Genomic DNA, 16,214 nt, shown 5'->3' with positions numbered 1-16,214 from the left:
GTGCAATGTCGGCTACGACAGTGAAATCCCGCTGTCGCGGCCGTGCGATTTCAGAAATCAGTTCGCGCCGAGGAAATCGCGCTTGCCGATCTCAACGCCGTTGTGACGCAAGATGCCGTGGGCGATCGCGGCGTGGAAATAGAGGTTCGGCAGCGAGAACGAGCTCAGGAATTGCTGTCCCGTCATGGTGATGGTCTTGCCGGGGCCGATCGGAAAGGTGACGTCCTTGGCGTCGGCGCCCTCAAACTGCTCGGGCTTGAAGGATTTGACATAGTCGATCGTTTTCGCCAGCCGCTGCTTCAACTCCGCAAAGCTGGTTTCGGTGTCGGGCGTCGAGGGGACCTCGCTATGCGTCAGCCGCGCACAGCCTCTGGTCGGATAGTCGCTGACCAGCTGAATCTGCCGCGACAGCGGCAGCATGTCCGGGAAGAGGCGCGAGCCAAGCAGGACGCTGGGATCGATCTTCCTGGCCGCGCAATGCGCCTCAGCTTTGGTGAGCAGCCCGGTCACGCTGTTCAGCATCTGCAAATAGGCGGGGACGACGGCGTCGTAGAAGGACATGTGATGCTCGCTTCAAAGGGTGGGAAATCTCAGGAGAAAACCTGAGCCACTCACATGGGAGGCTCATGGAAAATTGCAATCGCGGAAAGCCGCTTGTGCGATGCGAAAATTCTACCGCACCGTCGTCTGGCGCAGGACCTGCGCCGTGCCGCCGCGCATGCGCGCAAGCAGCTCGGCGGTCGGCCAAGAATCCGCCGGCAGGCCGTACTTGATCTGCGTCGCCTTCACCGCGGCGCGGCTCTGCTGCCCCAGCACACCGTCGACCTTGCCGACGTTGAAGCCGGCGCGCACCAGCAGCTGCTGCAATTCCTTGAGCTCGTTGAACGGCAGCTGCGCGACCGGCGCAGCCGGCTTGCGCATCGGCGCGGCCCCGGCGATGCGCGAGGCGAGATAGCCCGCGGTGGTCGCGTAGATCAGCGAGTTGTTCCACTCGGTGTAGGCCGCGAAATTCGGATAGGCCATGAAGGCCGGCCCGAAGCGTCCCATCGGCAGCAGCACGGAGGCTGCGAGATTGTCGTTCGGCAAGGGCCGGCCGTCGGGATAGGTGACGCCGAGTTGCGCCCATGTCGAGCGCGGCTCGCGTATCGTGAGATCGGTCTTTTCCCACGGCAGGTTCGGCGGCACCTTGATCTCCTCCAGCCACGGCTCGCCGCGCCGCCACTTCAATCCGTTTGCGACGTAGTTCGCGGTCGAGCCGATCACGTCGGCCGGCGAGCGCAACAGGTCGCGCCGTCCGTCGCCGTCAAAGTCGACCGCGTAGTTGACGTAGTGCACGGGCAGGAATTGGGTCTGGCCGAGCTCGCCGGCCCAGGAGCCGATCATCTCGTCGGGATGCAGATCGCCGCGGTCGATGATCTTCAGCGCCGCGATGGTCTCGTTCACGAACATCTCCGAACGGCGGCAATCATAGGCGAGCGACACCAGCGATTTCAGCGTCGGCAAATTGCCCATGTTGGCGCCGAAATCGCTCTCAAGGCCCCAGAACGCGGCGATCACCGCGGGCGGCACGCCGTATTCCTTTTCCGCGCGCGCAAACGCCGCGGCGTATTGCTTGATGTGCTGCTGCCCGTTCTGCATGCGATAGGCCGCGGCCATGCGGCCGGCGAATTCGGTGAAGAGCTGTCCGAACACGCGCTGGCCGCGGTCGCGGTTGACGATGCCCTGGTCGTAGACGAGATAGGGCGATGCCTCCGCGATCGTGCGCTGCGACACGCCGGCGGCCACCGCCTGTTGCTTCACCTCGGTCAGGAAGCGATCGAAGCTCGCGCCATTGTGGCACGAGGCGGCGCGCGGCGAGGGGGCCTTCGGCACTGCGGGCTTGGCAGGAGGCGGAAGCATTTGGGCGGATGCCGTGGCCGTGCATGCGATAAGCGCGAGGGCCGCGATCGGAAATCGGGTCTGGACCATGGGGGTTCCGGCGGGGAAGGGCAGGCGTGGATTCGGCCGAAGTTTAGGGGAAGCGGCCGCCCCAGGCCATCCCCACCCTGCACCTGATCTGGAGGACGATAGGTCGCCCGCCTTGGTGCGCAGGGGCATGTATTCAGAAATCAAGCCATCGGCTCGGTTGGATCAATCCCGCCGAATCGGGGTTGACCTGTCGAAACCGTTACGGAAAGGCTCGTTCTGTGGCCGAGTTGCCTCCGGCGTCGACGCAGCGAACACCGGCCGTGCGAGCCGCAACCTCGCCCATGCTCACGGCCGGCGGCATCGTCCTAGCCATCGGAGCCCTCTATCTCGGCCGGGAAATCTTCGTTCCCTTTGCCCTTGCGATCCTGCTGAGCTTCGTTCTCACGCCCTTGGTCAATTGGCTGAGACGTTGGAAAGTGCCCCGCATTGCAGCGGTGCTAATTGCCGTTTCCATTGCCTTTATCGTCGTCGCAGGGATCGCCTTGGTCGTTGGGCGCCAACTGGTCCAGCTCGCCAGCAACCTTCCCAATTATCAGACCACCATCACCGAGAAGATCCGCTCGTTGCAAAGCTCCGCGCCGGGCGGCGGGGTCGTCGACGCCGTTACCACGACGATGCAGGATCTCGGCAGAGAGATCTCGGGAGATGAGAAAAAGTCGGCGGCAGCATCCTCCCGGCTTGGCACCGGTAGTGAGAGTCGGGAGCCTGTCACCGTGCGGGTGGAGCCGCCACAGCCGAGACCGCTGGAGCTCATTCGATCGGTCATAGGTCCATTGCTGGCACCGCTTGCGACTTCCGGGCTGGTCGTCATTTTCGTGATCTTCGTGCTGCTCGAGCGCGAAGACCTGCGCGACCGATTCATCAAGTTGGCCGGAGCCGGTGACCTTCAGAAGAGTACTCAGGCCATCAACGATGCTGCCTCGCGGGTCAGCCGCTATCTGCTGATGCAGCTCGTTGTCAATCTGACTTACGGCGTGCCGATCGGTGTTGCACTCTACTTTGTTGGCGTGCCGAACGCGATTCTTTGGGGCTTGCTCGCAGCGGTACTTCGATTCATTCCCTACCTCGGTCCTTTCCTGGCTGCTATATTTCCCGTTGCCCTGGCCATCGCCGTCGATCCAGGCTGGACGATGCTGTTCTGGGTCGTCGGTTTGTTCGTTACGGCTGAACTCGTCAGCAACAATGTTGTCGAGCCTTGGCTTTACGGATCCAGCACCGGGCTGTCGTCCCTCGCAATTATCATCGCCGCGATCTTTTGGACGATGCTGTGGGGACCCGTCGGGCTGTTTCTGGCGACACCTTTGACCGTCTGCCTCGTCGTCATGGGGCGCTACGTCCCGCAGTTGGAGTTCTTGGGCGTTCTGCTCGGCAGCGACCCTGTGCTCGCGCCGGAGGAGCAACTCTACCAGCGCCTATTGGCCGGCAACCTGGAGGAGGCGGTTGAGTTCGCCGAGAACTATGTCGACGAGTGTTCCTCGCGCGAGCTGTACGACAACGTCGGAATTCCGGCGCTGCGCCTGGCGGAGAATGATCGTCAGCGCAGCGGCATCGACACCAATTACCGGCGTCTTGTTGCGGATACGGCTATTTCGGTTGTCCGGGAGGTTGATGACCATATCCGCGAAAAAGCGAATGCAGTGGACGAGGGAAATCACACTGCGCAGCGACCATGCGTCCTCTGTCTCGCTGGACGCACGGAGCTCGATCATGCAGCGGCGGAGATGCTCGCGCAGGTGCTCGAGGAACGCACCATCGGCGCCAAGGTCTTGCCGCCGATCGCGGTCAGTCGGGGAGCATTGGAGCAACTCGATCTCCAGGGGGTCGACGTGGTGTGCCTGTCCTACTTTCACCCGCAGCCGCAGGTCTACGCCCGCTATGTCTTTCGTCGCCTGCGCCGTCGGGCTCCACAGGTGAAGCTTGCCGCCTGCTGCTGGAATTTGATCGCCGGAACGGAACAGACGGGAGAGCTCAAGACCCAGATGGCGGCCGACGCGGCATTCGCCTCTCTCCACGCATGCGTCGAGCAGGTTGAAGCATGGGTCGGTCGCGCGGCAGCTCTCGGCGATACGCCCCAGCTCACGGCCGACGCCGAACGTGCGCAGCTCGCCGCGCTGCGCGGACTTGGCTTGGACGCCTCGAAACGCCAGGACCTGGATGAGGCCTCCAGAAAGGTCGCGCAAGCGTTCAACGTTCCGATCGCGCTGGTGACATTGGTCGATCATATTCAGCTAACCGCCGTTGAAGCCCGCGCCCAAGAAGTTCAAGCAGGTCTGCCGAGCAATCACGAGGGCTCCCTCGACGCGCATGTGATCGCTGCAGGCGATATGCTGGTTTCGGAGGATGTGACCGGAGACCCGCGCTTCGCCGACGATCCGCATGTGCTGGAGCGAGGCATTCGCTTCTACGCGGGGGTCCCGCTCCGGACTTCATCCGGTCATGTTGTAGGCTGCCTTTGTGTAATTGATACTCAGCCGCGGGAGTTCACCGACCGGGATCGTGACCGCCTGCAGGAGATGGCGAAGCAATTGATGATCGATATCCAGAGCGCTCGAGTGGCCCCAGGCGTCGAGTCGGAAAGCTCGAGAGAGGTGCATCCCGCCCCCTAGCGGCGAGGAAGCCGACCTTGCCGCTAACAGTGGCGCTAGCCGAACAGCCGCATCAGCAGCGCCTTACCGACCGGGAGCGCCCTGACGCCCCGATAGGCCCGAACATATTCGCCGGCATAGAACGCCCTGATTGCATGCACGCGCGTGTCCATGCCTTCCGCGAACCGCACGGCAAATCCATCAATGGTCCGCCGCACCACGATGGCCGCGATCGAGCGGCCGTAGATTTGGCACTCGATGGTGCTCCCAACCGCCGGCGGATCGGGATCGATTAGCCGCGCACCGGTGATGGAGATATCGGCGAGCCGCGCCAGATGCGACCTGCCGTCCTGGCGCAGCAGCACCGGCTCGTTGCGATTGAAGCGCTCCGCCTTGCGCTTGCGCGGCTGCTCGATGCAGACGAAGCAGACCACGGTGAGGATGAACGCGTTGTAGAAGCTCCAGGCCAGCGCCAGTCCGCCATAGGCGATGTTCTCGCCGCGCTGCTGCAGGATGAAGGCATAAGCGATGGATGCGAGCGTGATGAAAAGTGCACAGCCGTAGATGCGCAGCAGCGGCCATTCGACGAAGCGTCGGTCGCGGTCGCCGCCTTTCGCGGTGACCTTGAACTTGTGTCCCTTCGGCTTCAACAGGCCGGTCGCCACCGCCTTGAGCACGGCAGGCGCGGCAATCAGTTGGGAGACATCAGTCATCATTGCGAGCGAGCGGCCGCGCGAAAGCCAGGCCATGCTGAGGCCGTTCCAGACATAGAAGGGCAGAAAGACCCGCAACAGCTCGCTCAGATCGGCCCGCACCGCCTGGATGCCGAACAGCAGGAACAGCCAGGGCACCACAAGGCCCGCCACTTTCGAGGTGTAGACCGCCGACCAACTCATGAAGGCGTCGGCCAGCGAGAGGCGGTCGATGAAGGGCAGCTTCGAGTCCCGCGAGAGCGGTCCGCTGCGGCCGCGCACGATCTGCATCAAGCCGAGGCACCAGCGGGCGCGCTGGGTGATGTATTCCTTCAGCCCTTCCGGCGCGAGCCCGATCGTCAGGCGCTCGTTGAGATAGATCGTATTGAGTCCGCGCTCCTTGAGGCGCAGCGTGACGAGATAGTCCTCCGTCACCGAATCGGTCGGAAAGCCGCCGATCCGCATCAGTCCGGAATAGCGGATGAGGGAGGAGGTGCCGCAGCAGAACGCGACGCCCCAGGCGTCCTTGGCCGGCATCAGGATGTCGAAGAAGAAGCGCTGCTCGTCGGGCCAGACGTCGGTCGCGGCGAGGTTGGTCTGGATCGGGTCGGGATTGATGAAGTGCTGCGGGGTCTGGACCACGCCGACCGACGCATCGTCCATGAGCGAGACGGTGCGCGCAAGGAAATCGGGCCGCGGCACGAAGTCCGCATCGAGAATGGCGACGAACTGCGGCCGCTCCGGCAGCGCCCCGACATGCCTCAGTGCGTGATTGATGTTGCCTGCTTTGGCGTGCTGGTTGTCGGGCCGCGTCAGATAGTGGCAGCCGAGCTCGCCGGACAGCCGCCGCAGCCAGGGCCGCCTTCCGTCGTCGAGCACCCAGACGCGGTAATTGCCGTAGTCCATGCCCGTCGCGCCGATGATCGTGCGCTCGAGGATCCCTCGTTCCTCGTTGTAGGTGCAGATGAAGACGTCGATCAGCGGCGCGCCCGGATCGGTGGTGCGGCCGTCGACCTTCGCTGCACCGGTGCGGTCGCGCGTCCGGCTCAGGAACAGCAGCGACAACGCGACCGCGACGAGCGAGGCCGCCTCCAGCAGCATGAAGGGGTAGCCGATCACGGCATCGACGGTCAGGCGCGGCGGCGGAAGCGTCGACATGATCCGCCAATAGAGATAGCGCAGCAGCAAGGTCACCGAGACAATGGCCAGGAACGAGCGTGCCATCGTGCTGTCGCGCCTCAGCGGCGGTACGATCGCCATGAAGGCGCCGAGCGCGATCAGGCCGGGCGTCAGCGCCGCCGTCACGGTGCGGTCTCGTGCCGTGCAAACACCACGCGGCCGGTGCGGCCGACCGTGCAGGCGCGAGCTGCGGCATCGCGCGAGGCCACGGTCACACGATAGGGCTCCTTGCTCAGCGCATCCGGATTGATGGCGAGATTGGCCGGCGCGCCGGCAGCGCCGGTCAGGTTGACCACGGTGCCGGAGATCGGCTCGCCGCCGTCATTGGGCTCGAACGTCGCGTGGTCGCCGAGCTGCAGGCGGTTGTAGACGTTCTCGGTGACATTGGCGGTGATCACGGCGCCGCTGCAATCGAGCACTTTGAGCAACGGCTGGCCTGCCTGCACGTCCTCGCCCGGCGATGTCATCATTTCCCAGACGCGGCCTGCGACGGGTGTCGTAATGTTGGCTTCGGTGAGATCCGCGAACCGGACCTCCTCGACGATGATCTCGTTGGCGAGCCAGGCGATCTCCGTGTCGGTGCGCGCGAGATCGGCCTCGAGGTCGCCGGCACGCTGGCGCATCTCTTCCTCGCGCTGAACCGAGCTTGGCCGGTCGTTGTAGCTGTCGCCGAGGAAGGATCCGTTCCGTGCCGCGGCGAGCTCGACCTTGGCCGCGTCCAGCCGCTTGCGCGCACCGAGCTCGGTCTGTTGCGACACCGAGAGCTCGCGCGTCAGACGTGCCAGTTCGACGGTCGAGACATTGCCCGATTTTGCCAGTGAGGAGGCGCGCTCGACGGCGGCACTGGCCTCGTCCCGCCGCGCCGCCGCCGCCTCGATCGAGTCTGGATCTCCGCGATGCGGGCCTCGAGCTGGAGCACGCGTCCGTCGCGAAACAGCGCGGCCTGCCGCGCCAGATCCTTTTGTGCCGCCTGAGCCGAAGCGAGCTTCGCCGCAAGGCTCGGCCGTTCGTTCTCCAGGCGCGATTTCTGCCGCCGGAGATCGTCGAGCCGCGTGCGATCGCCGCGCGAGTTGAAGACGCGCAGGACGACGGTCCCGGCTTCGAGCTTGGCTTGGTCAGTGACGCGCTGGGCGGCCGCGACGCGGCCACCGATCGGGGTGCGCAAGGTGACGAGGCGGGAATTCAGCACGGCTTCGACGCTCGAATTTTCCCAGATCGCGCGCAGCGGCAGCCAGCCGAACACGGCGACGATGGCGAGCCCGATCGCGACCTTGGCTCCGCGCCGCAGATACGGCCAGCGGCGTCCCGATTCTTGCCCGCTCTGCGTCGTGGAAGCATGGTCGGACTCGTCATTGGTGAAGAGGTGCTCGTGCAGGGAGTCCTGCAAACCCTTCGCATCAGTTCTGGCGTCGTGAGGGGAGGGGGCGGATGAGGGGGCGACGGAGGCGGCGCTCGAGCGGTCTACCATGGCGGTCACCTTGCTGACGGGAGGCCAACGGGAACCCGGTCAATGCACAAGGCCAATGCCGCGTGCCCGGTTACCGCGAGTTATGCGGAAATTGCGCTTTCCAGGTTGCTAAGCCTCCGCGTGTGTTTTTGCGCAAATCCCGGTCAAGCTTTAGTGGCGGCGGAAAGGCTGGCTGGCGCCGCTGGCGTCTGCGGCTCCACGACGCACGAACCTTGCAGCCGGCGGCCGCATTCATACTTCGAAGGTGCCGGCCAGAGGTTCGCCCGCGGCCGCCCCAGGAGACGGCCATGAACTATTTTCGTACCGCAATGCTGCTCGCTGGCCTGACCGCCCTGTTCATGGGCGTCGGCTATCTGATCGGAGGCGCCTCGGGCGCCATGATCGCGCTCGTCATTGCCGCCGCAACCAACCTCTTCACCTACTGGAACTCCGACCGCATGGTGCTGTCGATGTACGGCGCCCATGAGGTCGATCGTTCGACCGCGCCGGAGCTGGTCGGCCTCGTCGCCGAGCTTGCGGGCCGTGCCGGCCTGCCGATGCCGCGCGTGTTCGTGATGGATGAGATCCAGCCCAACGCGTTCGCCACCGGCCGCAATCCGGAAAACGCCGCGGTCGCCGTCACCACCGGTCTGATGAACCAGCTCAGCCGCGAGGAGCTCGCCGGCGTGATTGCGCACGAGCTCGCGCATATCAAGCATCACGACACGCTGCTGATGACGATCACCGCGACCATCGCCGGTGCGATCTCGATGCTGGCGCAGTTCGGCATGTTCTTTGGCGGCAATCGCGACAACAACAGCGGTCCGGGCATCATCGGCTCGATCCTGTTGATGATCCTCGCTCCGCTCGGTGCCATGCTGGTGCAGATGGCGATCAGCCGGACCCGCGAATATGCCGCCGACAATCTCGGTGCGCGCATCGTGGGACAGCCGATGTGGCTGGCCTCTGCGCTGGTGAAGATCGAGGGCGCCGCGCACCAGGTCCCGAACTACGAGGCCGAGCGAAACCCTGCGACCGCGCACATGTTCATCATCAATCCGCTGTCGGGCCACGGGGTGGACAACCTGTTCGCCACCCACCCCTCGACGCAGAACCGCGTCGCCGCGCTCCAGCAACTGGCGGCCGAGCTCGGCGCGCGCGCGGCGCCGTCGGTCGGCGCCAACGAGAACTATCCACCGCGCGGGCCGTGGGGCCGCTCCTCCTCACGTCGTAGTCCCTGGGGCTGACGGAGCCGGCAAGGATTGCGTCTGGCTTTGTGATCTGGCGCACACAGGGGGGGCCGCGACCAGTGTTAACTCCTCGGCGTGACCATTCCTTCGAAAGGGGATGGGTGGCCGGCGCGCTGCCGGCCACCGTCGAAGATGACCAGAATTGCCGTACCATTGCTGATCGTCCTTTGCGTGCTCGTCGGCTTGTCCACGCACATGGTCGTCAATTGCGGCGACGAGGATGATCCCGACATCTGCTCGGCCGTGATCGGCTTCTCGCCGCTGCGCGGCTCGCTGATCGCCTTCGCCTATGCGGGACGTGGACGGATCGCGCTGCGTCACGGCGACTTCAAGCGGGCGATCGCCGATTTCGACGAGGCCATCCACCTCAATCCCAACCGCGCTTCGCTCTATCGCGACCGGGCGCTGGCGCGCCGGCAGAACGGCGACTTCGAGCTTGCCATTGCGGATTACGACGAGGCGATCGCGCACGATCCCAAGCGCGCGGCACCTTATCACCAGCGCGGTCTCGCGCTCGCCGCAATGGGCGATCTCGACCGCGCCATACTGAGCTACAGCACGGCGGTCCGCCTCGACCCCACCGATGCGCAGGCCCGTCTCGACCGCGGCCTTGCGTTCCTCGCCCGCGGCCAGACGGACGACGCCCGCGCCGATTTCGAGGCCGCGCTGGCGCTGCCCGCCGGCAAGGACGGTCGCGCGCGAGAGGCCGCGCGCGCCAAGCTCGCGGAACTCGCCAGCGCCGAGCCGACACTGGTGGCCGCGCCGCGAAGATGAGGATCTGGCGCGGCATTTGCGGCGGCACCCTCTCACGTCTTTAGGACAGGTGGCTTGCCGCATAGCGGCGAGATCGGTGAGAGATGCGGAAAGCGAGACTGTCGCGGCTGTCTGCTGCGCGTATGAACCAATTCAACTAGTATTGAGTTGGATCAATACTGGCAGGGTCCAGAGTGCATCCATGTCGTGCGCCCCTGGAGGAGCTTCCAATGTGCAAATGGGCTTTGACGATTTTGACCCTGAGTATCGCTCTGACAGCGGGGCAGGCTCGAGCCCAAAAATATGACCCGGCTTATCCCGTTTGCTTGAACGTCATTTCTCGCGGAATGACGCCATACTACCGATGCAGCTTCACGACGATGGACCAATGCAGGGCGTCGGCAAACGGCCAGATGTGCGTCCTCAATCCCTACTACGCCGGTCCTCCGGCGAGAGGAAACGCTCGGCGGCATCATCGCCAGACCTACGCGCCACCGAGGCCGCCGGTCCAGTACCGGGCGGTACCCTATAATCACTTCAATGAACCCTATTATGGGGCATCCCAAGGTTACGCGCCTGGCGAGAAAGAGCGCTTTCTCCAAAGTGTGAGGCAATACATGTGAGGGATGTCGCTCGACTGTTCGACCAGCCCATGCCTGGGGCGGAGGAATCGTTGAGGTCGCGGCCGGCCCGATTGCGGCGGCCGCTCGGGAGCGCGTCGCCAACGCGCAACGCGGCGATCCGATCAAGCCGGAGATGATTGGGAGATAGGTCGGCGAGCCTCCAGATCGCCAATCCCGTAGCGGCGATCGGTTCAACGGCAGGGCTATCGCATTTGGGAGTTTTTCCTTGCGGCCATCCTTCGAGACGCCCGCTTTGGCGGGCTCCTCAGGATGAGGGCGGAATGCGCGGCAGCAGTTTCAACGAGCACCGATGCTGATTAGCCTCATCCTGAGGAGGCGCGTCAGCGCCGTCTCGAAGGACGAGGCGCGTGCGCAGGCCGCCGCCGCAAGTCATATGCGATAGCCCTGGGTGCAACGACTACGTCTTCTTTTTCGCTTTGGCTTTCTTTGCGGCCTTCTTCGCCGGCTTCTCGTCCTTTGCCTTCTTCTCCGCTTTCACCGTAACAGGCGTGCTGGCGGCGAGGCGCATCGACCGCGCGTAGCTGTCGGCGACGTTATCGGCGGACATCTGCAGGCGCTTGGCGGCTGCAGTCACCTGCTCCATGGTGGCCTTGGCCATCATCTTGAAGCGCTCGCCGGTCTCCTTGCCCTTGGCCTTGGCCGCAAGGCTGTTGAAGCGATCCCGCCGCTCCTTGGCACGGGTCATCAGGCCCGCATGCAGCTGTCTGGCCAGTTGCCGGATCACGACATCCAGGTCGGCTTCCGCCATGGTCTCTCATCCCCTTCGAAAAACGGTATCGATGCGGGCGGGACTATGCAGATCGGACCCCGGCTTGGCAATTCCCGGCTGTGCGTCATCCGCAGCTTACCGAGCGTGCGAAACAAAAAAGCCGCGCTGTTCGCGCGGCTCTTTGGCTTGGCTTGGCGCCGTCCGCTCATTTCAGCGAGGCGACCGGGCCGTTCGAGGCCGCCGGCTCGGGGTCGAAGCCGAACACGCCGACCAGATATTTGTAATAGTCCGGCATCTTCTCCTTAAGCGCCTCGCGCGACTTCGGATCGTGGAATTCGCTCTTGCCGGCCAGGAAGATGCTGGCGGTCACCGCAAAGAACTCCATGGGATTCTTCATCGCATAGGATTCCTTGGGCAAGAGGTCTTTGGACTTGGCGAGGGCGTAGTAGGTGATCACGCCCTTGTTGGCGTAGCCGTCCGGCAGCAGCCGCGCGTGGAAGGCGTGCAGCATCTCGTGCAGCAGCACGGCCTCCTTCTCGTAGCGCATCATGTCCGGCCGCAGCATGATCACGCCGAGGCCCGAATCGACCGCGAGGTCGACGGCATTGGGATTGGTCCAGCGCTGCTTGGCGGGGTCCCAGACCGTCAGGGTCCGGGGCGCGGTGCGCTGCATGTCCGGCGTGACCCGGCCGTAGCAGGCGGTGGCGGCGCCTTCGTCGAGGCAGGCGAGTTCGCTCGCGACGATCGGAACGGTGTGGAAGAAGCGCAGCACGCGCGGGGAGAGGCCGACGCCTTCGACGACGTCGATCTGGCTCTTCAGGTTCTCGGTGAGCTTGTCGACGTCCTTGCGGTCGCGGTTCTCGGAGATGTCGAACATGTAGCCGCGGTAGCTCTGGAAGCCCGGCGGCAGCGGCTGCGCCGCGCCGGCATCGAGCGACCCGGCGATGGTTGGACTGGCGAATAGCGCGCCGACAATGGTCGCGGTCAGCAGCAACGCAATGCGCATGGTGGACCCCCTGATGTCACTTCGCCCGAGCAGATTAGGCCGCCCTTGTTTGCGAAAAGTGAGTGCGGCGAGACTAAGGCACTGATGTTGAGGCGTGCTTAACCGTTGGTTGCAGATCGCGCGGGCGGATTAGGGTCGGGTTAACCAAGCGTGGATCGGCTGCGCGCTTCGGCGTAACATCCGCCCGGGCTCGAGGCCCTCACATCATAGCCGGAAGGGGAGGATGCCATGTATGCCGCCATCCGTCAGGCCAAGGCAAAAAGCGGGAGCGCGGAAGAGCTGACGCGCCGCATCAAGCACGGCGCCGTTCCCATCATCAGCGACGTCGACGGTTTCCGCGCCTATTACGTCGTCTATGGCGGCGACGACACGGTCACCGCGATCTCGATCTTCGACAAGTTCGAGCAGGCGGAGGAAGCCAACAAGCGCGCCATCGCCTGGATCGAGAAGGATCTCGGCCCGCTGCTCGCCGGCGACGCCCGCGCCGTGGCGGGACCGGTGATCGTGCATACGCTGGCGTGAGGGCGCGCGCTATTGATGACCGGAGCGGCGACCACACACTTGGTCGTTATGCCCTGGCTTGACCCGGGCATCCCCTTCTTTCTGCGTACGCGGAAGCGCGTGGATGGCCGGGTCAAGCCCGGCCATGACGGAAGAGAGAGTGTGTGCCTCACAACTCCCTTGCATTCGAGAACGCAAAGCTCGACACCCGCCGCGTCGTCTCGTCCAGGATCAACGTGCGCGTGATCGGCGGCTCGGCGCGCTGGGCGCAGTTCTCGCGCTCGCAGAGGCGACAGTTGACGCCGATCGGGGTGCCCTCGGCCTTCTCCAGGTCCATGCCGGTGGCGTAGGTCAGGCGGGCGGCGTGGCGGATCTCGCAGCCGAGGCCGATGGCAAAGCGCGGCTGCGGCAGCGGATGCGGCGCCACGGGGCGGCGCACCATCTGCGCGATCGAGAAATAGCGCGTGCCGTCGGGCAGCTCGATCACCTGCTTGAGCAGGCGATCCGGCGTGTCGAAGGTCGAATGCACGTTCCAGAGCGGACACGTGCCGCCGAATTTCGAGAACGGGAAGGTGCCGGAGGAGAAACGCTTGGAGACGTTGCCGGCATTGTCGACGCGCAAGAGGAAGAACGGAATGCCGCGTGCGTTCGGCCGCTGCAGCGTGGTGAGGCGGTGGCAGACCTGCTCGAAGCCGGAATTGAAGCGCTGTGCCAGCACGTGGATGTCGTAGTTCAGCGCTTCGGCGGCCGCGAGGAACGCCGGGTAGGGCATCATCACGGCGGCCGCGAAGTAATTGCCGAGCGTGATCCGGAACAGCCGCCGCGGCGCATCGTCCAGCGGGCCGGCCCGGCCGATGATGGTCTCCAGCGCCTGCGCGCATTCCGCTAAGCCCAGCTGGAAGGCGAGCTGGAATGCGCGGCCGGGCGGATCGACCAGCTCCGAGATCAGCAGCTGCCGGCGGTGGCGGTCGAATCGGCGGAGCGTCTCGCGCATCACGTCGACCGGCATGATGCGGGTCTGGATCGAGTGCTTCTCGCGCAAGCGCGTTATCAGCGCGGCATACAGCCCTTCGGCGGGCTCGTTCAACTCGTCGCGCAGATTTTCCGCCGCCTGCTCCAGCTCCGGAAAATAGTTGCGGTTGGCCTCGATCAGCTCGCGCACGCGCTCGACCGGATTGGCTTCAAAGCGCGTGCCGACGTCGCGGTCGGCCATCTGCGCCGCGGCCAGGGTCTCGCCCTGACGCGCCTCGGTATAGGCCGCGTAGAGCCGCTGCAGCGCATGGGTGACGCCGGGGCAGAGCTCGGCGAGGTCGCGCAGCTCCTGCTTGGGCACGTCGATCTGCCGGAACAGGGGATCGGAGAAGATCTCGTTCAGCTCGGCGAAGAAGCGGTCCTCGTCCGCGGTGGCGAGATCGCGCAGGTCAAGGTCATAGGTCTCGGCCAGCCGCAGCAGGATCTGCGCCGTGACCGGGCGCTGGTTGCGCTCGATCAGGTTGACATAGCTGGGCGAGATCCCGAGCCCCTCGGCGATCTGGGTCTGCGACAGCCCCAATTGCTGCCGGATTCGCCGGAAGCGCGGGCCGACGAAGAGTTTCTTGCCGGAATCGGCGGGCATGTCTCAGATCTCCAGGCTCAATCAAGGTCAGAACAGTTGACCTATTATTTACAAATTTTACAAAGTGACATATATTACACGTTCAGATGTTACATGACATCACCAATAAAAAACAAGCCATCTGTACGAACTTTTCCTTTTCGCGTTTAGCTTCTGACACGCATCTCGCAATGCATTGTCAAGAATGTCGATGGCTGCCTCGGCACGTCAGCGAAAGGATCAGGCACATGAATTACCAGCCCCGCGGTATCAGCACCCTCCAGGGTCCGTCCTCGTATCAGGACGAGGTCAAGGCGGCTCAGGCGCTCCTCGAGACCCAGCCGACCTGGAACGGCGTGTCGGCCGAGGCCGTCGCGCGCATGCGCCTGCAGAACCGTTTCAAGACCGGCCTCGACATCGCCCGCTACACCGCGGCCGTGATGCGCGCCGACATGGCCGCCTATGACAAGGATCCCACCAAGTACACCCAGTCGCTGGGCTGCTGGCACGGCTTCATCGCCCAGCAGAAGCTGATCTCGGTCAAGAAGCATTTCGGCGGCAAGACCGACCGCACCTACCTCTATCTCTCCGGCTGGATGATCGCGGCGCTGCGCTCCGAATTCGGTCCGCTGCCCGACCAGTCCATGCACGAGAAGACCGCGGTGCCGGCGCTGATCGAGGAGCTCTACACCTTCCTGCGTCAGGCCGATTCGCGCGAGCTCAACGACATCTTCCGTCTGCTCGACAAGGCGCGCAAGGAAGGCGACAAGACTCGCGAGAAGGAGCTGATCGAGAAGATCGACAACTTCCAGACCCATGTCGTCCCCGTCATCGCCGACATCGATGCCGGCTTCGGCAACGCGGAGGCGACCTATCTCCTCGCCAAGAAGATGATCGAGGCGGGCGCCTGCGCGCTGCAGATCGAGAATCAGGTCTCCGACGAGAAGCAGTGCGGCCACCAGGACGGCAAGGTCACGGTGCCGCATGACGTCTTCCTGGCGAAGATCCGCGCCTGCCGCCACGCCTTCCTCGAGCTCGGCGTCGAAGACGGCATCGTCGTGACCCGCACCGACTCGCTCGGCGCCGGCCTGACGCAGCAGATCGCCGTCAGCCACAAGCCCGGCGACATCGGCGACCAGTACAACAGCTTCCTCGATTGCGAGGAAATCACCGCGGAGAACGCCAAGAACGGCGACGTCATCATCAACCGCAACGGCAAGCTGATGCGTCCGAAGCGGCTGCCCTCCAACCTCTACCAGTTCCGCCCCGGCACCGGTGCAGACCGCTGCGTGCTCGATTGCATCACCTCGCTGCAGAACGGCGCCGACCTGCTCTGGATCGAGACCGAGAAGCCGCATATCGAGCAGATCGCCAGCATGGTCGACCGCATCCGCAAGGTGGTGCCGAACGCCAAGCTCGCCTACAACAACTCGCCGTCGTTCAACTGGACCCTCAACTTCCGTTGGCAGGTCTACGACGCGATGAAGGAAGCAGGCCAGGACGTCAGCAAGTACAACCGTGCCGAGCTGATGAAGGCGGAGTACGACGACACGCCGCTGGCGAAGGAAGCCGACGAGCGCATCCGTACCTTCCAGGCGGATTCGGCCAAGCGCGCCGGCATCTTCCACCACCTGATCACGCTGCCGACCTATCACACGGCCGCGCTCTCGACCGACAATCTCGCCCGCGAGTATTTCGGCGAGCAGGGCATGCTGGGCTACGTCAAGAACGTCCAGCGCGCCGAGATCCGTCAGGGCATCGCCTGCGTGAAGCACCAGAACATGGCCGGCTCCGACATCGGCGACGACCACAAGGAGTACTTCGCGGGCGAAGCTGCGCTGAAGGCGGGCGGCGTCCACAACACGATGAACCAGTTCGGCTAACGG

14 protein-coding genes are annotated in these 16,214 nt (G+C 64.4%); 6 read left to right on the top strand and 8 right to left on the bottom strand.

Annotated elements, in window-relative coordinates; genetic code table 11:
- Nucleotides 1-57: 57 nt before the first annotated feature.
- Both I6F12_RS29770 and I6F12_RS29765 read right to left on the bottom strand, forming a co-directional pair.
- Nucleotides 58-561 carry a DUF1993 domain-containing protein gene (locus tag I6F12_RS29770; RefSeq protein ID WP_036013837.1) on the bottom strand — a complete coding sequence of 168 codons (504 nt, stop codon included), beginning with the start codon at nucleotides 559-561 and terminating at the stop codon, nucleotides 58-60.
- Between the two features lie 111 nt (nucleotides 562-672).
- Nucleotides 673-1,968, bottom strand: coding sequence for a lytic murein transglycosylase (locus tag I6F12_RS29765; RefSeq protein WP_225157836.1), 1,296 nt, complete (start codon nucleotides 1,966-1,968; stop codon nucleotides 673-675).
- Nucleotides 1,969-2,249: 281 nt separating this feature from the next.
- Here I6F12_RS29765 and I6F12_RS29760 point away from each other — a divergent pair, with 281 nt between their 5' ends.
- Nucleotides 2,250-4,574 (top strand): AI-2E family transporter, encoded by a 2,325-nt coding sequence (locus I6F12_RS29760; protein WP_225157835.1) that lies wholly within the window; start codon nucleotides 2,250-2,252, stop codon nucleotides 4,572-4,574.
- A 35-nt stretch (nucleotides 4,575-4,609) separates the two neighbouring features.
- On the opposite strand, the gene I6F12_RS29755 is transcribed toward I6F12_RS29760, so the two are convergent.
- From I6F12_RS29755 to I6F12_RS29745, 3 genes are read right to left on the bottom strand one after another with little or no spacing between them, the layout of a single operon-like run.
- The gene (locus tag I6F12_RS29755) at nucleotides 4,610-6,550 is read right to left on the bottom strand and encodes a glycosyltransferase (protein WP_225157834.1); all 1,941 of its coding nucleotides are present in this window, start codon (nucleotides 6,548-6,550) and stop codon (nucleotides 4,610-4,612) included.
- Nucleotides 6,547-7,182 carry an HlyD family secretion protein gene (locus tag I6F12_RS37540; RefSeq protein ID WP_225157833.1) on the bottom strand — a complete coding sequence of 212 codons (636 nt, stop codon included), beginning with the start codon at nucleotides 7,180-7,182 and terminating at the stop codon, nucleotides 6,547-6,549. The genes I6F12_RS29755 and I6F12_RS37540 overlap by 4 nt, the downstream gene beginning before the upstream one ends.
- A gap of 14 nt (nucleotides 7,183-7,196) precedes the next feature.
- Nucleotides 7,197-7,811, bottom strand: a complete 615-nt coding sequence (locus tag I6F12_RS29745) for a hypothetical protein (RefSeq protein WP_225157832.1) — start codon at nucleotides 7,809-7,811, stop codon at nucleotides 7,197-7,199.
- Between the two features lie 368 nt (nucleotides 7,812-8,179).
- On the opposite strand from I6F12_RS29745, the gene htpX reads away from it, so the two are divergent.
- The 3 genes from htpX (at nucleotide 8,180) to I6F12_RS37535 (ending at nucleotide 10,497) form a co-directional block, all read left to right on the top strand.
- Entirely contained in the window at nucleotides 8,180-9,118 is a 939-nt protein-coding gene (htpX, locus tag I6F12_RS29740) for a zinc metalloprotease HtpX (RefSeq protein WP_036037078.1), read from the top strand.
- A 135-nt stretch (nucleotides 9,119-9,253) separates the two neighbouring features.
- Entirely contained in the window at nucleotides 9,254-9,895 is a 642-nt protein-coding gene (locus I6F12_RS29735; protein WP_192893321.1) for a tetratricopeptide repeat protein, read from the top strand.
- 209 nt (nucleotides 9,896-10,104) lie between these two features.
- Complete coding sequence (locus I6F12_RS37535; protein WP_081494629.1) at nucleotides 10,105-10,497, top strand: DUF3551 domain-containing protein; 393 nt, start codon at nucleotides 10,105-10,107, stop codon at nucleotides 10,495-10,497.
- A 418-nt stretch (nucleotides 10,498-10,915) separates the two neighbouring features.
- Here I6F12_RS37535 and I6F12_RS29725 read toward each other — a convergent pair whose 3' ends face one another.
- Both I6F12_RS29725 and I6F12_RS29720 read right to left on the bottom strand, forming a co-directional pair.
- Complete coding sequence (locus I6F12_RS29725) at nucleotides 10,916-11,266, bottom strand: hypothetical protein (RefSeq protein WP_225157831.1); 351 nt, start codon at nucleotides 11,264-11,266, stop codon at nucleotides 10,916-10,918.
- 166 nt (nucleotides 11,267-11,432) lie between these two features.
- Nucleotides 11,433-12,233, bottom strand: coding sequence for a hypothetical protein (locus tag I6F12_RS29720; RefSeq protein ID WP_036024809.1), 801 nt, complete (start codon nucleotides 12,231-12,233; stop codon nucleotides 11,433-11,435).
- A 228-nt stretch (nucleotides 12,234-12,461) separates the two neighbouring features.
- On the opposite strand from I6F12_RS29720, the gene I6F12_RS29715 reads away from it, so the two are divergent.
- Entirely contained in the window at nucleotides 12,462-12,755 is a 294-nt protein-coding gene (locus I6F12_RS29715; RefSeq protein ID WP_225157830.1) for an antibiotic biosynthesis monooxygenase, read from the top strand.
- A gap of 148 nt (nucleotides 12,756-12,903) precedes the next feature.
- Here I6F12_RS29715 and I6F12_RS29710 read toward each other — a convergent pair whose 3' ends face one another.
- Nucleotides 12,904-14,349 carry a short-chain fatty acyl-CoA regulator family protein gene (locus tag I6F12_RS29710; protein ID WP_036013804.1) on the bottom strand — a complete coding sequence of 482 codons (1,446 nt, stop codon included), beginning with the start codon at nucleotides 14,347-14,349 and terminating at the stop codon, nucleotides 12,904-12,906.
- A gap of 227 nt (nucleotides 14,350-14,576) precedes the next feature.
- Between I6F12_RS29710 and I6F12_RS29705 the strand changes: the two genes are divergently transcribed.
- Nucleotides 14,577-16,211 (top strand): isocitrate lyase, encoded by a 1,635-nt coding sequence (locus I6F12_RS29705; RefSeq protein WP_036013803.1) that lies wholly within the window; start codon nucleotides 14,577-14,579, stop codon nucleotides 16,209-16,211.
- Nucleotides 16,212-16,214: the final 3 nt, after the last annotated feature.

The sequence above is a fragment of the Bradyrhizobium sp. IC4059 genome (genome assembly GCF_020193615.1).
GTDB classification, from domain to species: Bacteria; Pseudomonadota; Alphaproteobacteria; order Rhizobiales; family Xanthobacteraceae; genus Bradyrhizobium; species Bradyrhizobium yuanmingense.
This window is presented reverse-complemented; position numbering and strand designations above follow the sequence as displayed.

Bases quoted from the DNA above. Each gene is read 5' to 3' on its own strand.
- I6F12_RS29770 (WP_036013837.1), bottom strand. From the start codon at position 561: ATGTCCTTCTACGACGCCGTCGTCCCCGCCTATTTGCAGATGCTGAAC.
- I6F12_RS29765 (WP_225157836.1), bottom strand. From the start codon at position 1,968: ATGGTCCAGACCCGATTTCCGATCGCGGCCCTCGCGCTTATCGCATGC.
- I6F12_RS29760 (WP_225157835.1), top strand. From the start codon at position 2,250: ATGCTCACGGCCGGCGGCATCGTCCTAGCCATCGGAGCCCTCTATCTC.
- htpX (WP_036037078.1), top strand. From the start codon at position 8,180: ATGAACTATTTTCGTACCGCAATGCTGCTCGCTGGCCTGACCGCCCTG.
- I6F12_RS29735 (WP_192893321.1), top strand. From the start codon at position 9,254: ATGACCAGAATTGCCGTACCATTGCTGATCGTCCTTTGCGTGCTCGTC.
- I6F12_RS37535 (WP_081494629.1), top strand. From the start codon at position 10,105: ATGTGCAAATGGGCTTTGACGATTTTGACCCTGAGTATCGCTCTGACA.
- I6F12_RS29725 (WP_225157831.1), bottom strand. From the start codon at position 11,266: ATGGCGGAAGCCGACCTGGATGTCGTGATCCGGCAACTGGCCAGACAG.
- I6F12_RS29720 (WP_036024809.1), bottom strand. From the start codon at position 12,233: ATGCGCATTGCGTTGCTGCTGACCGCGACCATTGTCGGCGCGCTATTC.
- I6F12_RS29715 (WP_225157830.1), top strand. From the start codon at position 12,462: ATGTATGCCGCCATCCGTCAGGCCAAGGCAAAAAGCGGGAGCGCGGAA.
- I6F12_RS29710 (WP_036013804.1), bottom strand. From the start codon at position 14,349: ATGCCCGCCGATTCCGGCAAGAAACTCTTCGTCGGCCCGCGCTTCCGG.
- I6F12_RS29705 (WP_036013803.1), top strand. From the start codon at position 14,577: ATGAATTACCAGCCCCGCGGTATCAGCACCCTCCAGGGTCCGTCCTCG.